The organism is Photobacterium panuliri, assembly GCF_059920555.1.
This window is the reverse complement of record NZ_CP197192.1, coordinates 566198-587302: the sequence shown is the minus strand read 5'-3', so window position 1 is coordinate 587302 and position 21105 is coordinate 566198. Positions and strand designations below refer to the sequence as shown.

The following is a 21105-nucleotide window of genomic DNA, read 5'->3' as shown; positions in this document are numbered from 1 at the left end:
CTTATTCGTCTTCCAGCTCGATGTTGATACCCAACGAGCGGATTTCTTTCAACAATACGTTGAACGATTCCGGCATACCAGGTTCCATACGATGGTCGCCATCGACGATGTTCTTGTACATCTTCGTACGGCCGTTAACGTCATCCGACTTAACAGTTAGCATTTCCTGTAGGGTGTATGCTGCACCGTATGCTTCTAGTGCCCACACTTCCATCTCACCGAAACGCTGACCACCGAACTGAGCTTTACCACCTAGCGGCTGCTGAGTAACAAGGCTGTAAGAACCGGTAGAACGGGCGTGCATCTTGTCGTCAACCAAGTGGTTCAGTTTCAGCATGTACATGTAACCAACAGTTACAGGACGCTCAAACTTGTCACCGGTACGACCGTCAAACAGTGTTAGCTGACCAGATTCTGGTAGATCACCCAACTTCAGAAGCTCTTTGATAGAAGATTCTGGCGCACCGTCGAAGACTGGTGTCGCGATTGGTAGACCCTTACGCAGGTTCTGTACCAGAGTGCGTACTTCAGCATCACTTAGCTCTGCGATGTCAACTTTCTGGCGAGTATCACCTAGATCGTAGACCTTCTGCAGGAAGTTACGGAACTGATGCAGTTCCTGCTGCTCTTTTAGCATCTCGTTAAGTTTGTCACCGATACCTTTCGCTGCAAGACCCAAGTGAGTCTCCAGGATCTGACCGATGTTCATACGAGACGGTACACCCAGTGGGTTTAGTACGATATCAACTGTCTGACCTTTTTCATCGTACGGCATATCTTCAACAGGGTTGATCTTAGAGATTACACCCTTGTTACCGTGACGACCCGCCATCTTATCACCAGGCTGGATACGACGCTTAACAGCTAGGTATACCTTAACAATCTTAAGGACACCCGGCGCTAGGTCATCACCCTGAGTGATCTTACGGCGCTTGGTTTCAAATTTCTTATCGAACTCAGCTTTCAGTTCGTCGTACTGCTCAGCAAGCTGCTCAAGTAGGTTTTGCTGACCTTCGTCATCCAACGTCTGTGCAAATAGCTTCTCGCGGTCCATCGACATTAGTCGATCTTCGCTGTAGCCAGAAGCAAGTAGAAGCGTGCGTACACGAGCAAGAAGACCACCCTCAAGGATCTGGAATTCTTCTGTGATGTCTTTCTTCGCTTCTTTCAGCTGCATCTCTTCGATTTCAAGCGCACGCTTGTCTTTTTCTACGCCATCGCGAGTAAAGACTTGAACGTCGATGATCGTACCAGACACTGAGTTTGGTACACGTAGAGAAGAGTCTTTAACGTCAGAGGCTTTCTCACCGAAGATTGCACGTAGTAGCTTCTCTTCAGGAGTTAGCTGAGTTTCACCCTTAGGTGTCACTTTACCAACGAGGATGTCGCCACCCTTAACTTCAGCACCGATGTAAACGATACCTGACTCATCCAGCTTAGAAAGTGCAGCTTCACCCACGTTAGGGATATCGGCTGTAATTTCTTCTGCGCCTAGCTTGGTGTCACGCGCCACACAAGATAGCTCTTGGATGTGGATAGTTGTCAGGCGATCTTCCTGTACAACACGCTCAGATACCAAGATGGAGTCTTCGAAGTTGTAACCGTTCCAAGGCATGAACGCGATACGCATGTTCTGGCCTAGTGCTAGTTCGCCAAGGTCTGTTGAAGGACCATCGGCCAGCACGTCACCACGAGCCACAGGTTCACCCGGCATCACAGTTGGACGCTGGTTGATACAAGTGTTCTGGTTAGAACGGGTGTACTTAGTTAGGTTGTAGATGTCGATACCCGCTTCGCCTGGTACCAACTCGTCTTCGTTAACTTTGATAACGATACGAGATGCATCTACTGACTGAACCATACCGCCACGTTTAGCAACTGCCGTTACACCGGAGTCAACCGCTACGTTACGCTCGATACCAGTACCTACAAGCGGCTTGTCAGCGCGCAGTGTTGGAACGGCCTGACGCTGCATGTTCGCACCCATAAGGGCACGGTTAGCATCATCGTGTTCAAGGAACGGGATTAGCGAGGCTGCTACCGATACAACCTGGTTGGTTGCAACGTCCATGTACTGGACATGGTCACGTGGGTGCAGACCTGATTCACCTTTCTGACGAGCGGTGATCAGTTCATCGGCGAAAGAACCGTCTTCGTTAAGCACGGCGTTCGCCTGTGCAATAACGTATTGACCTTCTTCGATCGCTGACAGGTAGTCGATATCTTCTGTCACTTTGCCGTCAACCACTTTACGGTATGGAGTTTCCAAGAAACCGTATGGGTTACACTGAGCAAATACTGACAGTGAGTTGATCAAACCGATGTTTGGACCTTCAGGCGTTTCGATAGGACATAGACGACCGTAGTGGGTCGCGTGTACGTCTCGAACCTCAAAGCCAGCTCGCTCACGAGTCAGACCACCTGGGCCAAGCGCCGAGATACGACGTTTGTGAGTAACTTCTGACAGTGGGTTGTTCTGGTCCATAAACTGAGACAGCTGAGAAGAGCCGAAGAACTCTTTCACTGCCGCAGAAATTGGCTTGGCGTTGATCAGGTCTTGAGGCATTACAGCATCAAGATCGCCTAGGCTTAGACGCTCTTTAACTGCACGCTCAACACGTACTAGACCAACACGGAACTGGTTTTCTGCCATTTCACCGACAGAACGGATACGACGGTTGCCAAGGTGGTCGATATCGTCCACTTCGCCTTTACCGTTACGGATGTCGATCAGACGACGCATTACGTCGATGATATCCGCGTGATCCAAAGTACCGGCACCGGTAGTTTCTTCACGGCCCAGAGAGCTGTTGAACTTCATGCGGCCAACAGCAGACAGGTCGTAGCGCTCTTCTGTAAAGAATAGGCTTTCGAATAGCTGCTCAGCGGCTTCACGCGTTGGCGGCTCGCCAGGGCGCATCATGCGGTAGATTTCTACTAGCGCACTTAGACGGTCAGTCGTGTTGTCGACACGTAGGGTGTCTGACATGTACGGACCGAAATCTAGATCATTGGTAAATAGAACTTCCAATGACTTGTAACCAGCCTGAGACAGCATCGCTAGCGTTTCCAGGCTTAGTTCCTGGTTAGCAGCGGCGATCAGTTCGCCAGTTTCTTCGTTCACGTAGTCACGAGCGGCAATCTTGCCCACGATGTACTCAACAGGTACTTCGATGTGGTCAACACCGTCTTTAGACAGCTGGCGGATATGGCGAGCTGTAATACGGCGGCCCTGCTCTACGTAAACGGTGCCGTTAGCAACGATATCGAAGCTAGCGGTCTCACCACGTAGGCGATCAGGTACCAGCTCCATCACAAGAGACTTGCCCTGAACTTCGAAGTTTACTTTTTCGAAGAACATGTCAAGGATCTGCTCGGTGCTGTAACCTAGCGCACGCAGAATGATTGATGCTGGAAGCTTACGACGACGGTCGATACGTACGAATACGTTATCCTTAGGATCAAATTCGAAATCCAACCATGAACCACGGTAAGGGATTACGCGTGCGTTATATAGCACTTTACCTGAGGAGTGGGTTTTACCCTTATCGCTGTCGAAGAACACACCCGGGCTACGGTGCAGCTGGGATACGATAACCCTCTCGGTACCGTTAATAACGAATGTACCGTTATCTGTCATGAGCGGAATTTCGCCCATGTAAACTTCTTGTTCTTTGATGTCTTTAACGGTGCCCGCAGGCGCGTCTTTATCATACATCACAAGACGTAGTTTAACGCGAAGTGGTGCAGAGTAGGTTACGCCACGAATCTGACATTCTTTGACATCGAAGACCGGCTCACCGAGACGATAGCTAACGTATTGCAGCTCGGAATTGCCGTTATAGCTCTGAATTGGAAAAACAGAACGAAAGGCAGCTTCTAGACCGTAATGCCCTTCTGGATCCTGCTCGATGAACTTATCAAAGGACTCAAGCTGGATCGACAGCAAATATGGAACATCCAGGACTTGTGGACGCTTACCAAAATCCTTACGGATACGCTTTTTCTCGGTATAAGAGTAAACCATAGGTTCCTCAGATCGCTGATAAGTGATCCAAACTGCTCAAAACGAGGAGCAGTGACTAATAACACTGTTTGTTGTAGGAACAGTCCTGAGAAAGATGGACTGCTTTTTGCACGAGTGGAGGTCGCAAAACAATGTGAAAACACCACCACCCTACAGCGCAAAAAGGCCGGTGGCATTTTTGCCACCAGCCATTAGCCAATTAAGGCTAAGAAATTAAGTAATTATTACTTAACTTCAACAGAAGCACCAGCTTCTTCTAGCTGAGCTTTAAGAGCTTCAGCTTCAGCTTTTTCAACACCTTCTTTCAGAGGTGCTGGAGCGCCGTCTACTAGAGCTTTAGCTTCTTTCAGGCCTAGACCAGTTGCGCCACGTACTGCTTTGATTACAGCAACTTTGTTAGCGCCAGCAGAAGTTAGGATTACGTCGAATTCAGTTTGCTCTTCAGCAGACTCAGCAGCAGCGCCGCCAGCTACTACTGCAGCAGCAGCAGTTACACCGAACTTCTCTTCCATTGCTTCGATTAGTTCTACAACCTGCATTACAGACATTTCTGCAACTGCGTCTAGGATTTGCTCGTTAGTGATAGACATAACAATTCTCTTTAAAAATCAACAAATAGTTTAAATAGTAATCAGATAAAGTGCGGCAATTAAGCAGCAGCTTCTTCTTTCTGATCACGTACTGCAGCGATAGTACGTACAAGTTTACCAGCAGACGCTTCTTTCATGCACATCATTAGGCGTGCGATAGCTTCGTCGTATGTTGGTAGAGTTGCTAGTACTTCAACGTTAGCAATAGCGCCTTCGAATGCAGCAGCTTTGATCTCGAAATCTTTGTTCTCTTTAGCGAAGTCTTTGAAAAGACGCGCTGCAGCACCTGGGTGCTCGTTAGAGAAACCGATTAGTGAAGGACCTACGAAAGTCTCAGTAAGACATTCGAAATCAGTACCTTCAACAGCACGACGTGCTAGTGTGTTACGAACAACTTTCAGGTAAACGCCGTTTTCACGAGCTAGTTTACGTAGAGAAGTCATCGCACCCACAGTAACGCCGCGAGAGTCAGCAACAACTGCAGACAGGGCACCATTGGCAGCTTCGTTGACTTCAGCAACAATTGCTTTTTTGTCTTGAAGATTTAATGCCATTGGATTTGCTCCTGGATTGTTTGACACCACTCACTGCCGAAATGGCAGGAGAGTTTGTACGGCGCAGATCCAAGAAAGACTTACATCAATCATGTTCTGGCACCGTCTACGTAGGTGATATTAAGTTTCTACCCAAAGGGTCTAAACGCCTACGGTCTTTGACGAAGGTCACAACTTACGCTGCAACCTCAGCCATGAATTCGGAAACGCCAAATTATACACAAATTTGACGTTTCTGCAAATCATTAAACGTTAGTTTCCAGAGTATTCTGGTCTAGCGCTACACCTGCACCCATAGTGGTAGACAGGCTTACTTTCTTGATGAAAGTACCTTTAGCTGAAGAAGGCTTCGCTTTCTTCAGAGCAACTAGAAGAGACTCTAGGTTCTCTTTTAGTTGAGCAGCATCGAAGTCCACTTTACCGATAGTAGTGTGGATGATACCGTTCTTGTCGTTACGGTAACGAACCTGACCAGCTTTAGCGTTCTTAACCGCTTCAGCAACGTTAGGAGTTACAGTACCAACTTTAGGGTTTGGCATTAGGCCGCGTGGACCAAGAATGGTACCAAGCTGACCAACAACGCGCATTGCATCAGGAGATGCGATAACTACGTCGAAGTTCATTTCGCCTTTCTTCACTTGCTCAGCAAGATCTTCCATACCCACTAGATCAGCACCAGCTTCTTTAGCAGCTTCAGCGTTTGCACCCTGAGTGAATACCGCTACGCGGATGTCACGGCCAGTACCGTGTGGTAGCACTGTTGCGCCACGAACGTTCTGGTCAGATTTACGTGCATCGATGCCAAGGTTAACAGCAACGTCAACGCTTTCAGTGAATTTAGCAGTAGCTAGTTCTTTCAGAAGAGCAACAGCTTCATTGATGTCGTACTCACGGTTAACATCAACTTTCTCGCGAATAACGCGCATACGCTTAGTTAGTTTTGCCATTGTCTTAACCCTCTACCACTAGACCCATTGAACGAGCAGTACCAGCAATCGAACGCTTCATAGCTTCGATGTCTGCACCAGTCATGTCCGCAGCTTTAGTTTCTGCGATTTCCTGGATCTGTGCGTCAGTGATAGTACCAACCTTCTCAGTATTTGGACGGCCAGAACCAGACTTAACGCCAGCAGCTTTCTTAAGAAGAACAGCAGCAGGAGGAGTCTTAGTGATGAACGTGAAAGAACGGTCGCTGTATACAGTGATAACTACTGGAGTAGGTAGACCTTTCTCCATAGAATCTGTTTTTGCGTTGAACGCTTTACAGAATTCCATGATGTTAACACCGTGTTGACCAAGAGCTGGACCAACTGGTGGACTTGGGTTCGCCATACCAGCGGCAACTTGTAGCTTAATATAAGCTTCTACTTTTTTAGCCATTGCTATTTACCTTAATTTGGGTTCAAACGTCTATCAGAGATAGACTCCCCGTCTAACGAAAGGGCGCGAAATTATAGAACAACTTCACGCCCCTGACAACTAGAATTGATTACTAATTGCTCAACTCTTTTCGACTTGGCCAAACTCCAGTTCAACTGGCGTTGCACGACCGAAGATCGATACAGATACTTTCACGCGGCTCTTGTCGTAATCGACTTCTTCCACGACACCGTTAAAGTCAGCAAACGGACCATCAGTAACACGGACAACTTCACCCGGCTCAAAGACAGTTTTGTGAACTGGTGACTCACTCGCTTTCTCAAGACGATTAAGAATAGCATCTGCTTCTTTATCAGAGATCGGAGCCGGACGGTCAGAAGTACCGCCGATGAACCCCATTACACGAGGGATACTGCGTACCAGATGCCATGTCTCGTCGTTCATCACCATTTGAACAAGCACGTAGCCTGGGAAGAACTTACGCTCACTCTTACGGCGCTGGCCGGCACGAACTTCGACTACTTCTTCAGTAGGCACTAGCACTTCTTCGAAATGCTCTTCCATGCCGTGCATTTTGATATGCTCACGTAGTGACTGGGCGACACGACCTTCAAAACCGGAAAAGGCCTGTACTACATACCATCGTTTTTTTGGAGCTTCGCTCATGAACTCTTACCTCATACACCGGTAACTAGGCGGACTAGACGGACCATGATGCCGTCGATGCCCCATAAGGCTAACGCCATAATGACAGTGACAGCTAAAACGATAAAGGTTGTCTGCGTAGCTTCCTGACGAGTAGGCCATACTACCTTGCGGACTTCCATGCGCGATTCGCGGGCAAACGCAATCGCGGTTTTACCTTTTGCTGTGAGTGCAGCAACACCGCCTGCAATTGCCACAAGGACAACGACAGCAGCAGCTCGGAGCACTACAGAAACATCACTGTACAGGTAATTACCAACCACAGCGGCAGCTAGCAAAGCAAAGACAACAACCCACTTAAGGCCATCGACACTGCTGGAGCTGCTTTGGTTTTCGGCATTCGCTTTCATACAACCAACCTGTAACTAGTCTCAATATAGACGAAAATAACCCCGCATATGCGAGGCCAGTAATGAAGGAAAGCCTAAGGCTTTAATTACAATAACAACTTCATCGTAAAAGGTTTCCTCTACACCATAGCGTAAAAATCGTACAATTTTATGCTATAGCGCAGAAAAAGGGCATCAAATGATGCCCTTTTTAGTACCTAGTCGTCAAATATTATTCAACGATTGTAGCAACAACACCGGCACCAACTGTACGGCCACCTTCACGGATAGCGAAACGTAGACCTTCGTCCATCGCGATAGGAGCGATTAGAGTAACAGTCATAGAAACGTTATCGCCAGGCATTACCATTTCAACGCCTTCTGGTAGCTCGATAGTACCAGTTACGTCAGTTGTACGGAAGTAGAACTGTGGACGGTAACCTTTGAAGAATGGAGTGTGACGGCCGCCTTCATCTTTAGAAAGAACATAGATTTCTGAAGTGAAAGTAGTGTGTGGAGTGATTGAACCTGGCTTAGCAAGAACCTGACCACGCTCAACTTCGTCACGCTTAGTACCACGTAGAAGAACACCAACGTTCTCACCAGCACGGCCTTCGTCTAGAAGCTTACGGAACATCTCAACACCAGTACAAGTAGTGTTGATGGTGTCTTTGATACCAACGATAGAAACTTCGTCACCAACGCGGATGATACCCTGCTCTACACGACCAGTTACAACAGTACCACGGCCCTGGATTGAGAATACGTCTTCGATTGGAAGAATGAACGGACGGTCGATCGCACGCTCTGGCTCTGGGATGTAGTTATCTAGCGCTTCAGCAAGCTCGATTACTTTAGCTTCCCACTGCTCTTCACCGTTAAGTGCACCTAGAGCAGAACCCATGATTACTGGGCAATCGTCGCCTGGGAAGTCGTACTCAGATAGAAGTTCACGAACTTCCATTTCTACTAGCTCTAGAAGCTCTTCGTCATCAACCATGTCACACTTGTTCATGAACACGATGATGTAAGGGATACCAACCTGACGGCCTAGTAGGATGTGCTCACGAGTCTGAGGCATAGGGCCGTCAGTTGCAGCAACAACTAGGATACCACCGTCCATCTGAGCAGCACCGGTGATCATGTTTTTAACGTAGTCGGCGTGTCCTGGGCAGTCAACGTGTGCGTAGTGACGAGTCGGAGTATCGTACTCTACGTGAGAAGTAGAGATTGTGATACCACGCTCACGCTCTTCAGGAGCGTTGTCGATTGATGCGAAGTCACGAGCAGCACCGCCGTAAACTTTAGCAAGAGTAGTACAGATAGCTGCAGTTAGAGTTGTTTTACCGTGGTCAACGTGGCCGATAGTACCAACGTTAACGTGCGGTTTTACGCGTTCAAATTTTTCTTTAGACATGGATTGTCCCTCTAGGCACGGTATTTGGTGGCATTACGACCACACAACCAATCATGGGTTTTGTAGAGTATATATCAAAAGAGTGGAAGTAACTTAAGAGAGGAGAGTGGTGCTGATAGGCAGATTCGAACTGCCGACCTCACCCTTACCAAGGGTGCGCTCTACCGACTGAGCTATATCAGCACACAAGATGTGTGGAGCGGGCAGCGGGAATCGAACCCGCATCATCAGCTTGGAAGGCTGAGGTAATAGCCATTATACGATGCCCGCAAAACTCGTAACTCTTTAAGCTATTCAATCGTTTGAAAATGGTGGAGGGGGACGGATTCGAACCATCGAAGGCGGAGCCGGCAGATTTACAGTCTGCTCCCTTTGGCCACTCGGGAACCCCTCCAAAATTCTTTTTTAACATTTCCGCCCAATGGAGGAAATGGTGCCGACTACCGGAATCGAACTGGTGACCTACTGATTACAAGTCAGTTGCTCTACCTACTGAGCTAAGTCGGCGTAAGTGCTGCGCATTCTAGATAACTATCACAACCCTTGCAATAGGTTATCGTGTTTTTTTTATGTTTTTTTATTCGCCCGCTCGAAAAACAGCCGTTATCGGCATTTTGCGTATAAAGCTAAGCCTTCCAGAACCAGATCAGAACGACGCAAGAAGTGTTTCCCCCACCCGGCCGGCAAATGACGAACACCGCCGCCGCAAAGAATCACATCGGGCTCAACCTTGAATCGATCACGAGCTTGTGCCAAACCAAACTCAATCAAGCCAACCAACGCCGCTCGGCATCCATTTTTTAAGCCATCCGCCGTGTTGTCTGCAAATGTCAGGGTATCGCTATGCTCACGATCTGAAAATACTTTCGTTGTATTCTCAAGTACTGACTTCATCATCAACTGGTAACCAGGGGCTATCCACCCACCAAGATGCTTACCTTCCTCGGTCATTACATCAAAGGTCAAGGCTGTGCCGATATCAACAATCACCGTAGGGCGTTTGAACTGCTGGTGCACGGCAACTAATGTCAGCCAACGGTCGACACCAAGGTATTGGTATTCGCTATAGGCGTTCTTGACTCCGAAGTCCTTGCGTAATGTCTTGACCTGCAAAACGGGAATATTGGCCAACTGCGAAATGCGCTGTATCGAGTTATCCACCTCTACCGGCCCGACACTGGCAAAGACAATCCGTTCGATCCCTTTTTCCAGCAATGGCTCTAATACCATTTCAAGCTTACGACTAGGGTAACGCCCTAATAGAGTAAAATTCCCGCCATCCAAAAACTGGGCAACCTTGACATAGGTATTGCCCGCTTCAATCAAAATCTGCATTAACAACCTCTGAGGCTGATTTCACCACCGATAAAAGGAACAAGCCCATCGACGGTTTCCAGTAACAACGCCCCCTGTGCATTGATCCCACGAGCTACGCCTTCAACTTCGCGGTTTCCCATCAGCAACCTCACGGGGCGATCCAAATAATTATCCAGACGATTCCAGCGATCGAGGAACCCCTCGAGTCCTTTTTCTTCGTAATCTTCCAATGTTCGCTGAAGCCGCTCAATTAAGCTGGCAGCAAGTGCGTTCCGGCCAGGCAACGCGCCGCACGCCTCAGTCAAATTAGTCCAGGCCTGACCGATGCTCTCTCCCTCGTGTTCCGGCATGGCAATATTCAAGCCCATCCCAATCACAAGGTGTGCTGCATCTCCGGCCTGCCCTGTCATTTCAACTAGGATCCCTGCCAGCTTTTTATCTTGATAGTAAAGGTCATTCGGCCATTTGACTTTCACATCAGCTGCACCGAAGGATTGCAACGTCTCGGCTAGCGCAACCCCAACAACAAGGCTCAAGCCCATCGCAGCTGCCATCCCGGCGTCCAGACGCCAGTACATGGACAAATAGAGGTTACTGCCAAATGGCGACAGCCATTGACGTCCCCGGCGGCCACGCCCGGCTGCTTGATACTCCGCCAGGCATACAGCCCCTTTTGGCAACTGCCCAACACGTTCAAGCAAATACTGATTCGTAGAGTCAATCACCGGAATCACATCCAGGTTCGGGCACGAAACCAATGCGGCTATTTTCGCTTCATCCAAAAGCTCAAACTGACCCGACAGACAGTATCCCTTACCCTGAACCCGGTAGATATCCAGCCCCCATGAACGCAGCACTTTCATATGCTTGCTAATGGCAGCCCTCGAGATCCCCAAAGCCTCTCCAAGCTCCTCCCCCGAATGGAACGCACCGTCAACCAGCATCTGGATCAGCGCCAGTCGTGTGCTATGATCTCTCATTGTAGACCTCGGCTAATGATGTCTCGGCCTGCCGTCCCATGAATCGAACTTCATGCTCAAGCGTCACACCAAAACGTCGTTCGACACTCTCGACGACATACTTTGCCAACGCCAGCAAATCAGCTGATGATGCGCCCTGATAATTCACCAAGACCAAAGCTTGATTGTCATGAACGCGCGCACCGCCAATTTGGTGTCCTTTAAGGCCACACTGATCAATCAACCAGCCCGCAGCCAGTTTGCTGCAGCCGCTACCTGCCGGATAGGCAGGCATCGAAGGGAACTGGCCCGCAAGCTCCTCGGCTAGCGCTGCCGGCACAACCGGATTCTTAAAAAAGCTCCCGGCATTACCCCACTGCTTAGGGTCAGGCAGTTTCTCCATACGCACCGCACACACCGTAGCCATGATTTCAGCCGCCGTTACGCTATCTGCATCAAACTGTGCTAGAGGGCCATAGCTAATATTAGGGTGCCACTCTTTCGCCAGACGCAAACCCACGGCCGTGATGGCATGGGTTTGCTGCAGCGCATGCTTGAACACAGAGTCTCGGTAACCGAACTGGCATTCATCCGCCATCAAACGTCGATGCTCACCCGTAGCAAGGACTACGGTGTCTACATATTGGCAGCGATCCTTAAGCTCAACCCCATAGGCACCGATATTCTGGATCGGAGATGATCCCACACACCCCGGGATCAACGCCATGTTCTCCAGTCCCGGCATATCAGCATGGACAGTCATCTCAACCAGTCCGTGCCAATCCTCTCCCGCGCCAACATGCAAACAATATGCCTCGTCAGTTTCGGTAATAGAAATACCCCGAATTCTGTTTACGATAACCAGCCCATCGAAGTCCTCACAAAACAGAAGGTTGCTGCCTTGCCCGATAATCAGCTTCGGCCAATCACGATAACTGTCGTCCAGCCAGACGGACACCAACTCCGCATCTGTCTCAACCATTACAATTTGCTTGGCTTTTACATCAAGTCCAAATGTATGAAACGGTGCCAGCGATCTATCTTGCAAAACCTTCATGCGTTTTATGACCTATACCTTATACTTGGGCTGCATTTTAACTGATTCATTCTCTCTTGGCAGTGTTTTCCCATGGACAAGCTTAGTTTTCATCCTCTTGAACCTCTCCGCTTCCCCCTAGTCAACCGTTTTTACAAACAGCATTACCCAGCAGGTAAAGCCAAGAAAGACGAAATCATATGGACAGGTGAAGATAACAAACAAATATGCTGCTGTGTTAGATTCAAGCTATTTGATGGTTTCCAACTCCTAACAGGAATGGTCGTCGCTCCAGAACGACGCGGTACAGGGATCGGTCGCCAACTTTTGCATGCCAGTCGTCCCCAGCAGACACTGCAGCCGTGCTACTGCTTGGCGTTCAGTTATCTTGAACAATTTTACGAGTCAGCCGGTTTTTCCAGAATTGGGGACCACGATCTTCCTGAAGCTCTCCTATCTCGCCTAGTCCGATACCGTGCAGCAGGAAAAGATCTTATCGCAATGAAATTGTAAAGATATGACGGATCTTTCAACTATCCATGCTGCAAGCAGCGTCTGATAGATTGACTCGGGGGATTTTCTGGTATAATTGCCCCCTTAATTCATCGATTACCTGAAATAGGGTCGCGTAAACGAGGCGATAATGGATTCAGCTATTGCTAACAAGCAACGCATTGAGCAGCTGCCGTGTATTGCACACAACCCAGAAGATTTAGAAACCCTTTTTGACGCCGAGTCGTTCCGAAAGCGTCTTCATCACGAAATTGGCAATGCTACGAATCGTATCTATCTCGTAGCCCTTTACCTGCAAGATGATGATGCGGGTCGTGAGATACTGACGGCACTCTACGAAGCGAAACAGGCCAGACCGGAGCTTGATATCAAAGTATTGGTAGACTGGCACCGTGCACAACGCGGCCTTATCGGCGCGGCCCAATCTGATGGCAATACTGCGGTTTATCGAGAATTCGCCTCACGCTATACCCATCAAATCCAAGTTCTTGGCGTCCCGGTCCGTAATCGTGAAGTCTTTGGTGTCCTGCACCTCAAAGGTTTTGTCATTGACGAGAAGGTGATCTATAGCGGCGCAAGCCTCAACGACGTCTATCTGGCAAAACACAACCGCTACCGCTACGATCGTTACCATGTCATTAGTAACGCAAAATTAGCAAACAGTATGGCTGAGTTTATTATCAATAATTTGGTTAATAACGATGCTGTGAATTGCCTCAGTCAGCCCCTTCGGCCTGAAACGAAGACACTGAAGGGTGCAATTAAAGCCTTCCGCCAACAACTCAGTAGGGCAAGCTACCAATACAGCCCCGACGCCATCAGCGAAATGGAAGTCGGTTTGACACCGTTGGTCGGCCTAGGTAAGCGCAAAAACACACTGAACCAGCATATCTGCACCTTAATTGCCAGTGCCCAACAAGAGCTGACTATCTGCACTCCATATTTTAACTTCCCGCGTTCGATAAGTCGGGAAGTTAAACGCGCATTGCGACGCGGTGTAAAAGTCACAATTGTAGTAGGTGATAAAACCGCCAACGACTTTTATATTCCGCCTAGCGAACCCTTTAAAACGATTGCGGGACTCCCCTATCTTTATGAAGTAAATCTGCGCCATTTCGCAAAGCAAAATGAATCAGCAATTGCACGACGTCAATTAGCCATTCATTTATGGAAAGACGGCGATAATAGTTTCCACCTCAAGGGAATTTGGGTTGACCGAACTTTCATGCTAATAACAGGTAATAACCTTAATCCTCGAGCCTGGAAACTTGATTTAGAAAACGCCATTCTCGTTAACGATAAAAATCAATTACTTGCCGAACAAAAACAGCAAGAACTGGATAGGATCCTCGAACATACCCAACTAGTGGGCAGCTACAAGTTCATAGAGAAAATCGATACATACCCGGCACAGGTAAGGAAGCTAATTAAACGCATCCGCAGGATAAAAGCTGATCATATATTGAACCAAATACTCTAAGGAGTTGAGTATGGCTATAGCCTCAATTGATGTTGATCCTCAAAAGACATTTACGCCACTATGCCCTGACGAACTGCCGGTCCATGATGGTGATACCTTAGGGGCAGCATTGAATGCGCAAGCTAAATTGGCAGATCTTCGGATCCTAACCAAAGATGCGCATCCTGCAAATGCCATCTGGGTTGTCGATAGCCATGATCACATGCTAGAGCCTCTTACATACCCCAATGCTGACCGGACGTGGGTAGCCCATGCAGTCCCAGGTACGGCAGGATTTGAAACCATTCCAGGACTTCCTAAGGTCACTGAGTATGATCATGTGATCTGGAAAGGGATCGAACCGGATCTTCATCCTTATGGTGCCTGCTATCATGATCTTCAAGAGAAACTCAGTACGGGGCTTATTGAGTGGCTATCTGCTCAAAACGTTGAGACGATAATCATTGGGGGCTTAGCAACAGATTATTGCGTCAAAACTACTGCTATGCAGCTTCAAGAAACGCAGAAATTCAAAGTCATCGTTAACCTCAGCGCATGCAGGGGAATAGCGTCAGAGACTGTCGAGGAAGCCTGTGATGCAATGTCTAAGATAGGTATTATAATCTGCTCTGATTTAGACACTATCCAGACGCACTTATAAATAAAAGATAATCCAGTATTGCTGGGTTATCTTTACATCCCAAAATCCCACCACTAAATCACTCTTCTTCCGCTAAAGCCTCATACCACGCTTGCTTTAAACTGCAATAAAGTCTTTACCAAGACACTGAGCGTCAGATAAGAATAATGACATCCCGCCAAGAATAACTATCATCCATATCCGATCTTTAAAATACTAGTCTTTGAAGGGGATACCTAGTCTTGGCTATCCAGCCGAAGGACGGACATTCAAAATTATTCAAATACAAAAAAGCCCCGCTATTTCTAGCGGGGCTTTCGAAGAAGTGGCGGAGTGGCCGGGGTCGCGCACGACTAGGGCTCAACGCGCACAGCCAGTCGGGGCTGGCCATCCAGCCGCGACCTAGAGACCGAAGGGCTCTTTAGGAGCAGTATATAGCAAAAAACCCTGTCGTTACCGACAGGGTTTCTTAATAAGTGGCGGAGCGGACGGGACTCGAACCCGCGACCCCCGGCGTGACAGGCCGGTATTCTAACCAACTGAACTACCGCTCCACACGGTGACAGAGATTTCTCTCTATCCGATACCTGTCGTTCAGAACAAGTATCTAATGTTTGAAGCCTGGCGATGTCCTACTCTCACATGGGGAGGCCCCACACTACCATCGGCGCTGTTACGTTTCACTGCTGAGTTCGGCATGGGATCAGGTGGGTCCATAACGCTATGGTCGCCAAGCAAATTCGTTTATCTGCCGCCTCTCGGCCGCAAATAGCAATCTGGGAAAGTTAACTAGTTATCTCAAGCACTGCATTCAAGTGCTCATGGAGTCCGATAAAACCCCTTGGGTGTTGTATGGTTAAGCCTCACGGGCAATTAGTACAGGTTAGCTCAACGCCTCACAGCGCTTACACACCCTGCCTATCTACGTCGTAGTCTCCAACAACCCTTCAGGATACTTAAAGTATCAGGGATGACTCATCTTGAGGCTCGCTTCCCGCTTAGATGCTTTCAGCGGTTATCGATTCCGAACTTAGCTACCGGGCAATGCGTCTGGCGACACAACCCGAACACCAGAGGTTCGTCCACTCCGGTCCTCTCGTACTAGGAGCAGCCCCTCTCAATCATCCAGCGCCCACGGCAGATAGGGACCGAACTGTCTCACGACGTTCTAAACCCAGCTCGCGTACCACTTTAAATGGCGAACAGCCATACCCTTGGGACCGACTTCAGCCCCAGGATGTGATGAGCCGACATCGAGGTGCCAAACACCGCCGTCGATATGAACTCTTGGGCGGTATCAGCCTGTTATCCCCGGAGTACCTTTTATCCGTTGAGCGATGGCCCTTCCATACAGAACCACCGGATCACTATGACCTGCTTTCGCACCTGCTCGAACCGTCATTCTCGCAGTCAAGCGGGCTTATGCCATTGCACTAACCTCACGATGTCCGACCGTGATTAGCCCACCTTCGTGCTCCTCCGTTACTCTTTGGGAGGAGACCGCCCCAGTCAAACTACCCACCAGGCACTGTCCGTACCCCCGATAAGGGGGCGACGTTAGAACATCAACACTACAAGGGTGGTATTTCAAGGACGGCTCCACAGATACTGGCGTACCTGCTTCGAAGCCTCCCACCTATCCTACACATGTAGGGTCAATGTTCAGTGCCAAGCTGTAGTAAAGGTTCACGGGGTCTTTCCGTCTAGCCGCGGGTACGCAGCATCTTCACTGCGATTTCAATTTCACTGAGTCTCGGGTGGAGACAGCGTGGCCATCATTACGCCATTCGTGCAGGTCGGAACTTACCCGACAAGGAATTTCGCTACCTTAGGACCGTTATAGTTACGGCCGCCGTTTACCGGGGCTTCGATCAAGAGCTTCGCTTGCGCTAACCCCATCAATTAACCTTCCGGCACCGGGCAGGCGTCACACCGTATACGTCATCTTTCGATTTTGCACAGTGCTGTGTTTTTAATAAACAGTTGCAGCCACCTGGTATCTGCGACTTCCGATAGCTCCATCCGCGAGGGACTTCACCGTCAGAAGCGTACCTTCTCCCGAAGTTACGGTACCATTTTGCCTAGTTCCTTCACCCGAGTTCTCTCAAGCGCCTTGGTATTCTCTACCCGACCACCTGTGTCGGTTTGGGGTACGATTCCTTGCTATCTGAAGCTTAGAGGCTTTTCCCGGAAGCATGGCATCAATGACTTCACCGCCGTAGCGGCTCGACGTCGTATCTCAGCCTTAAGATGGTCCGGATTTGCCTAAACCATCAGCCTACATACTTGAACCTGGACAACCGTCGCCAGGCCCACCTAGCCTTCTCCGTCCCCCCATCGCAATAGCAAGAAGTACGGGAATATTAACCCGTTTCCCATCGACTACGCCTTTCGGCCTCGCCTTAGGGGTCGACTCACCCTGCCCCGATTAACGTTGGACAGGAACCCTTGGTCTTCCGGCGAGGAGGTTTTTCACCCCCTTTGTCGTTACTCATGTCAGCATTCGCACTTCTGATACCTCCAGCGCCCCTTACAGGACACCTTCAGCGGCTTACAGAACGCTCCCCTACCCAATACAATAAATTGCATTGCCGCAGCTTCGGTGTATCGCTTAGCCCCGTTAAATCTTCCGCGCAGGCCGACTCGACCAGTGAGCTATTACGCTTTCTTTAAATGATGGCTGCTTCTAAGCCAACATCCTGGCTGTCTGAGCCTTCCCACATCGTTTCCCACTTAGCGATAACTTTGGGACCTTAGCTGGCGGTCTGGGTTGTTTCCCTCTCCACGACGGACGTTAGCACCCGCCGTGTGTCTCCCGGATAGTACTTACTGGTATTCGGAGTTTGCAAAGGGTTGGTAAGTCGGGATGACCCCCTAGCCTTAACAGTGCTCTACCCCCAGTAGTATTCGTCCGAGGCGCTACCTAAATAGCTTTCGGGGAGAACCAGCTATCTCCGAGTTTGATTGGCCTTTCACCCCTAGCCACAAGTCATCCGCTAATTTTTCAACATTAGTCGGTTCGGTCCTCCAGTAAGTGTTACCTCACCTTCAACCTGCCCATGGCTAGATCACTCGGTTTCGGGTCTAATCCTAGCAACTGAACGCCCAGTTAAGACTCGGTTTCCCTACGGCTCCCCTATACGGTTAACCTTGCTACTAAAATTAAGTCGCTGACCCATTATACAAAAGGTACGCAGTCACAGGACAAGCCTGCTCCTACTGCTTGTACGTACACGGTTTCAGGTTCTATTTCACTCCCCTCACAGGGGTTCTTTTCGCCTTTCCCTCACGGTACTGGTTCACTATCGGTCAGTCAGGAGTATTTAGCCTTGGAGGATGGTCCCCCCATGTTCAGACAGGATAACACGTGTCCCGTCCTACTCGATTTCACTGTAAAGGCACCGTCGGCTACGGGGCTGTCACCCTGTATCGCCACGCTTTCCAGCGTGTTCGCCTAGTGCCAATTCAACTTAAGGGCTAATCCGGTTTCGCTCGCCGCTACTGCCGGAATCTCGGTTGATTTCTTTTCCTCGGGGTACTTAGATGTTTCAGTTCCCCCGGTTCGCCTCACAATGCTATGTATTCACATTGAGATAACTGCTTATGCAGCTGGGTTTCCCCATTCGGAAATCCAAGACTCGAGTGGCTCTTACTGCCTCGTCTTGGCTTATCGCAAGTTAGTACGTCCTTCATCGCCTCTGACTGCCCAGGCATCCACCGTGTACGCTTAGTCACTTAACCATACAACCCCAAGAGGTTTCGTATGTTCAAACAACCAAGGTTGTCTATCTGAGTTGTGATAGACGTTGTTTTGCCGGACTTCTTACACAAGACACTTGAATGTGTGTTGCTTGAGAACTCGTTCCTACTCGTTAGAGTAGAAACTATAAATCAATCATTCGATTGAATTTACTAGTCAGCTTTCCAGATTGTTAAAGAGCATGCAATTCTTTCGAACCACTTTCTAATGATTTTCGGCGGCAAAAATGCGGACCCAACAAAGTCAACCTTCATTGAATCTGCGTATCCGTGCAGAAAATACTTAGAGAGTGGTGGGCGATACCGGGCTCGAACCAGTGACCCCCTGCTTGTAAGGCAGGTGCTCTCCCAACTGAGCTAATCGCCCACGATAGTTTTGATTCCTTCGCGAGAAAGAATGGTGGGTCGTGCAGGATTCGAACCTGCGACCAATTGATTAAAAGTCAACTGCTCTACCAACTGAGCTAACGACCCGTGGCGTCCCATAGGGGAGTCGAACCCCTGTTACCGCCGTGAAAGGGCGGTGTCCTAGGCCTCTAGACGAATGGGACTAAGTTTTCCGGGCTTGGGCATCCGAAACATGTTCTCTACTTTTTCGACCAGGCAATCTGTGTGGACACTGCGTCAAAAGCGCAGTCATATCGTTAAGGAGGTGATCCAGCCCCAGGTTCCCCTAGGGCTACCTTGTTACGACTTCACCCCAGTCATGAACCACACCGTGGTAAACGCCCTCCCGAAGGTTAAGCTATCTACTTCTGGTGCAGCCCACTCCCATGGTGTGACGGGCGGTGTGTACAAGGCCCGGGAACGTATTCACCGTGGCATTCTGATCCACGATTACTAGCGATTCCGACTTCATGGAGTCGAGTTGCAGACTCCAATCCGGACTACGACGTACTTTGTGGGATTCGCTCACCATCGCTGGTTGGCCGCCCTCTGTATACGCCATTGTAGCACGTGTGTAGCCCTACTCGTAAGGGCCATGATGACTTGACGTCGTCCCCACCTTCCTCCGGTTTATCACCGGCAGTCTCCCTGGAGTTCCCGCCATTACGCGCTGGCAAACAAGGATAGGGGTTGCGCTCGTTGCGGGACTTAACCCAACATTTCACAACACGAGCTGACGACAGCCATGCAGCACCTGTCTCAGAGTTCCCGAAGGCACCAATCCATCTCTGGAAAGTTCTCTGGATGTCAAGAGTAGGTAAGGTTCTTCGCGTTGCATCGAATTAAACCACATGCTCCACCGCTTGTGCGGGCCCCCGTCAATTCATTTGAGTTTTAATCTTGCGACCGTACTCCCCAGGCGGTCTACTTAACGCGTTAGCTCCGAAAGCCACTCCTCAAGGGAACAGCCTCCAAGTAGACATCGTTTACGGCGTGGACTACCAGGGTATCTAATCCTGTTTGCTCCCCACGCTTTCGCATCTGAGCGTCAGTCTTTGTCCAGGGGGCCGCCTTCGCCACCGGTATTCCTTCAGATCTCTACGCATTTCACCGCTACACCTGAAATTCTACCCCCCTCTACAAGACTCTAGCCTGCCAGTTCCAAATGCTATTCCGAGGTTGAGCCCCGGGCTTTCACATCTGGCTTAACAAGCCGCCTGCATGCGCTTTACGCCCAGTAATTCCGATTAACGCTCGCACCCTCCGTATTACCGCGGCTGCTGGCACGGAGTTAGCCGGTGCTTCTTCTGTAGGTAACGTCAAACAATGCCGCTATTAACGACACTGCCTTCCTCCCTACTGAAAGTGCTTTACAACCCGAAGGCCTTCTTCACACACGCGGCATGGCTGCATCAGGGTTTCCCCCATTGTGCAATATTCCCCACTGCTGCCTCCCGTAGGAGTCTGGACCGTGTCTCAGTTCCAGTGTGGCTGATCATCCTCTCAGACCAGCTAGGGATCGTCGCCTAGGTGAGCCGTTACCCCACCTACTAGCTAATCCCACCTGGGCCAATCTTGGCGCGAGAGGCCCGAAGGTCCCCCTCTTTGGTCCGTAGACGTTATGCGGTATTAGCCATCGTTTCCAATGGTTATCCCCCACACCAAGGCATGTTCCCAGGCATTACTCACCCGTCCGCCGCTCGTCATCTCCAAAAGCAAGCTTTTGGAATGTTACCGCTCGACTTGCATGTGTTAGGCCTGCCGCCAGCGTTCAATCTGAGCCATGATCAAACTCTTCAATTAAAGTTTTGGTGTTTCCGAAGAAACGGCTCAGTGATTACTGATAAATTGACTGTGCCGGTATTGCTACCGATTTGGTCACTCAGTTCACTGATTTAAATCTTTTGACTAAATCTTTTCACGAGTGCCCACACAGATTGCATGGTCAAATTGTTAAAGAACATTGGCTTTCCGCGCCGAGGCGCTCAAGCGAGGTGCGTATAATACGCCACACACTTTGAAAGTCAACATAA

14 protein-coding genes, 8 tRNA genes and 3 rRNA genes are annotated in these 21105 nt (G+C 49.4%); 3 read left to right on the top strand and 22 right to left on the bottom strand.

Translation table 11 applies throughout. The annotated features are described in order from the left end of the window. Position 1 precedes the first annotated feature (1 nt). The 15 genes from rpoB to murB form a co-directional block, all read right to left on the bottom strand. Entirely contained in the window at positions 2-4027 is a 4026-nt protein-coding gene (gene rpoB / locus ACSF8X_RS02940; protein ID WP_047878445.1) for a DNA-directed RNA polymerase subunit beta, read from the bottom strand. Positions 4028-4251: 224 nt separating this feature from the next. Continuing rightward, entirely contained in the window at positions 4252-4617 is a 366-nt protein-coding gene (gene rplL / locus ACSF8X_RS02935) for a 50S ribosomal protein L7/L12 (protein WP_047878446.1), read from the bottom strand. A gap of 59 nt (positions 4618-4676) precedes the next feature. Next, entirely contained in the window at positions 4677-5171 is a 495-nt protein-coding gene (gene rplJ, locus ACSF8X_RS02930; protein WP_047878447.1) for a 50S ribosomal protein L10, read from the bottom strand. Between the two features lie 245 nt (positions 5172-5416). Continuing rightward, positions 5417-6118, bottom strand: coding sequence for a 50S ribosomal protein L1 (gene rplA, locus ACSF8X_RS02925; protein WP_047878448.1), 702 nt, complete (start codon positions 6116-6118; stop codon positions 5417-5419). A gap of 4 nt (positions 6119-6122) precedes the next feature. Then, positions 6123-6551: a 50S ribosomal protein L11 gene (gene rplK, locus ACSF8X_RS02920; protein ID WP_047878449.1), complete on the bottom strand. Its 429-nt coding sequence runs from the start codon at positions 6549-6551 to the stop codon at positions 6123-6125. 120 nt (positions 6552-6671) lie between these two features. Next, the gene (gene nusG, locus ACSF8X_RS02915; protein WP_047874630.1) at positions 6672-7217 is read right to left on the bottom strand and encodes a transcription termination/antitermination protein NusG; all 546 of its coding nucleotides are present in this window, start codon (positions 7215-7217) and stop codon (positions 6672-6674) included. 11 nt (positions 7218-7228) lie between these two features. Further along, the gene (gene secE / locus ACSF8X_RS02910; protein WP_047878450.1) at positions 7229-7606 is read right to left on the bottom strand and encodes a preprotein translocase subunit SecE; all 378 of its coding nucleotides are present in this window, start codon (positions 7604-7606) and stop codon (positions 7229-7231) included. A gap of 211 nt (positions 7607-7817) precedes the next feature. Beyond that, positions 7818-9002 (bottom strand): elongation factor Tu, encoded by a 1185-nt coding sequence (gene tuf, locus ACSF8X_RS02905; protein ID WP_500850656.1) that lies wholly within the window; start codon positions 9000-9002, stop codon positions 7818-7820. A 107-nt stretch (positions 9003-9109) separates the two neighbouring features. Next, a tRNA-Thr gene (locus tag ACSF8X_RS02900) sits at positions 9110-9185 on the bottom strand. Positions 9186-9197: 12 nt separating this feature from the next. Then, a tRNA-Gly gene (locus tag ACSF8X_RS02895) sits at positions 9198-9272 on the bottom strand. Positions 9273-9311: 39 nt separating this feature from the next. Then, positions 9312-9396: transfer RNA gene (locus tag ACSF8X_RS02890), tRNA-Tyr, on the bottom strand. A 37-nt stretch (positions 9397-9433) separates the two neighbouring features. Next, a tRNA-Thr gene (locus tag ACSF8X_RS02885) sits at positions 9434-9509 on the bottom strand. Between the two features lie 96 nt (positions 9510-9605). Continuing rightward, positions 9606-10337, bottom strand: a complete 732-nt coding sequence (locus tag ACSF8X_RS02880; RefSeq protein WP_047881217.1) for a type III pantothenate kinase — start codon at positions 10335-10337, stop codon at positions 9606-9608. Then, the gene (birA, locus tag ACSF8X_RS02875) at positions 10337-11299 is read right to left on the bottom strand and encodes a bifunctional biotin--[acetyl-CoA-carboxylase] ligase/biotin operon repressor BirA (protein ID WP_500850655.1); all 963 of its coding nucleotides are present in this window, start codon (positions 11297-11299) and stop codon (positions 10337-10339) included. The genes ACSF8X_RS02880 and birA overlap by 1 nt, the downstream gene beginning before the upstream one ends. Next, a complete protein-coding gene (murB, locus tag ACSF8X_RS02870) occupies positions 11286-12335 on the bottom strand; it encodes a UDP-N-acetylmuramate dehydrogenase (protein WP_500850654.1) in 1050 nt (349 codons plus the stop codon). Before murB ends, birA begins: the two co-directional genes overlap by 14 nt. Positions 12336-12407: 72 nt before the next feature. On the opposite strand from murB, the gene ACSF8X_RS02865 reads away from it, so the two are divergent. The 3 genes from ACSF8X_RS02865 to ACSF8X_RS02855 all read left to right on the top strand — a co-directional run bounded on the left by ACSF8X_RS02865 (position 12408) and on the right by ACSF8X_RS02855 (position 14947). Beyond that, positions 12408-12827: a GNAT family N-acetyltransferase gene (locus ACSF8X_RS02865; RefSeq protein WP_500850653.1), complete on the top strand. Its 420-nt coding sequence runs from the start codon at positions 12408-12410 to the stop codon at positions 12825-12827. Between the two features lie 130 nt (positions 12828-12957). Further along, positions 12958-14307, top strand: coding sequence for a CDP-diacylglycerol--serine O-phosphatidyltransferase (pssA, locus tag ACSF8X_RS02860; protein WP_500850652.1), 1350 nt, complete (start codon positions 12958-12960; stop codon positions 14305-14307). Between the two features lie 10 nt (positions 14308-14317). Beyond that, positions 14318-14947, top strand: coding sequence for an isochorismatase family protein (locus tag ACSF8X_RS02855; RefSeq protein ID WP_500850651.1), 630 nt, complete (start codon positions 14318-14320; stop codon positions 14945-14947). Positions 14948-15403: 456 nt separating this feature from the next. Here ACSF8X_RS02855 and ACSF8X_RS02850 read toward each other — a convergent pair. From ACSF8X_RS02850 to ACSF8X_RS02820, 7 genes are all read right to left on the bottom strand, one after another. Continuing rightward, a tRNA-Asp gene (locus ACSF8X_RS02850) sits at positions 15404-15480 on the bottom strand. 65 nt (positions 15481-15545) lie between these two features. Further along, positions 15546-15661 (bottom strand): 5S ribosomal RNA (rrf, locus tag ACSF8X_RS02845). Between the two features lie 117 nt (positions 15662-15778). Then, positions 15779-18667: ribosomal RNA gene (locus ACSF8X_RS02840) — 23S ribosomal RNA — on the bottom strand. 309 nt (positions 18668-18976) lie between these two features. Continuing rightward, positions 18977-19052: transfer RNA gene (locus tag ACSF8X_RS02835), tRNA-Val, on the bottom strand. 31 nt (positions 19053-19083) lie between these two features. Then, positions 19084-19159, bottom strand: a tRNA-Lys gene (locus ACSF8X_RS02830). Position 19160: 1 nt separating this feature from the next. Further along, positions 19161-19236 (bottom strand) — tRNA-Glu (locus tag ACSF8X_RS02825). Between the two features lie 94 nt (positions 19237-19330). After that, positions 19331-20875, bottom strand: a 16S ribosomal RNA gene (locus ACSF8X_RS02820). Together the 16S, 23S and 5S rRNA genes with 4 tRNA genes alongside form the textbook arrangement of a ribosomal RNA operon. Positions 20876-21105: the final 230 nt, after the last annotated feature.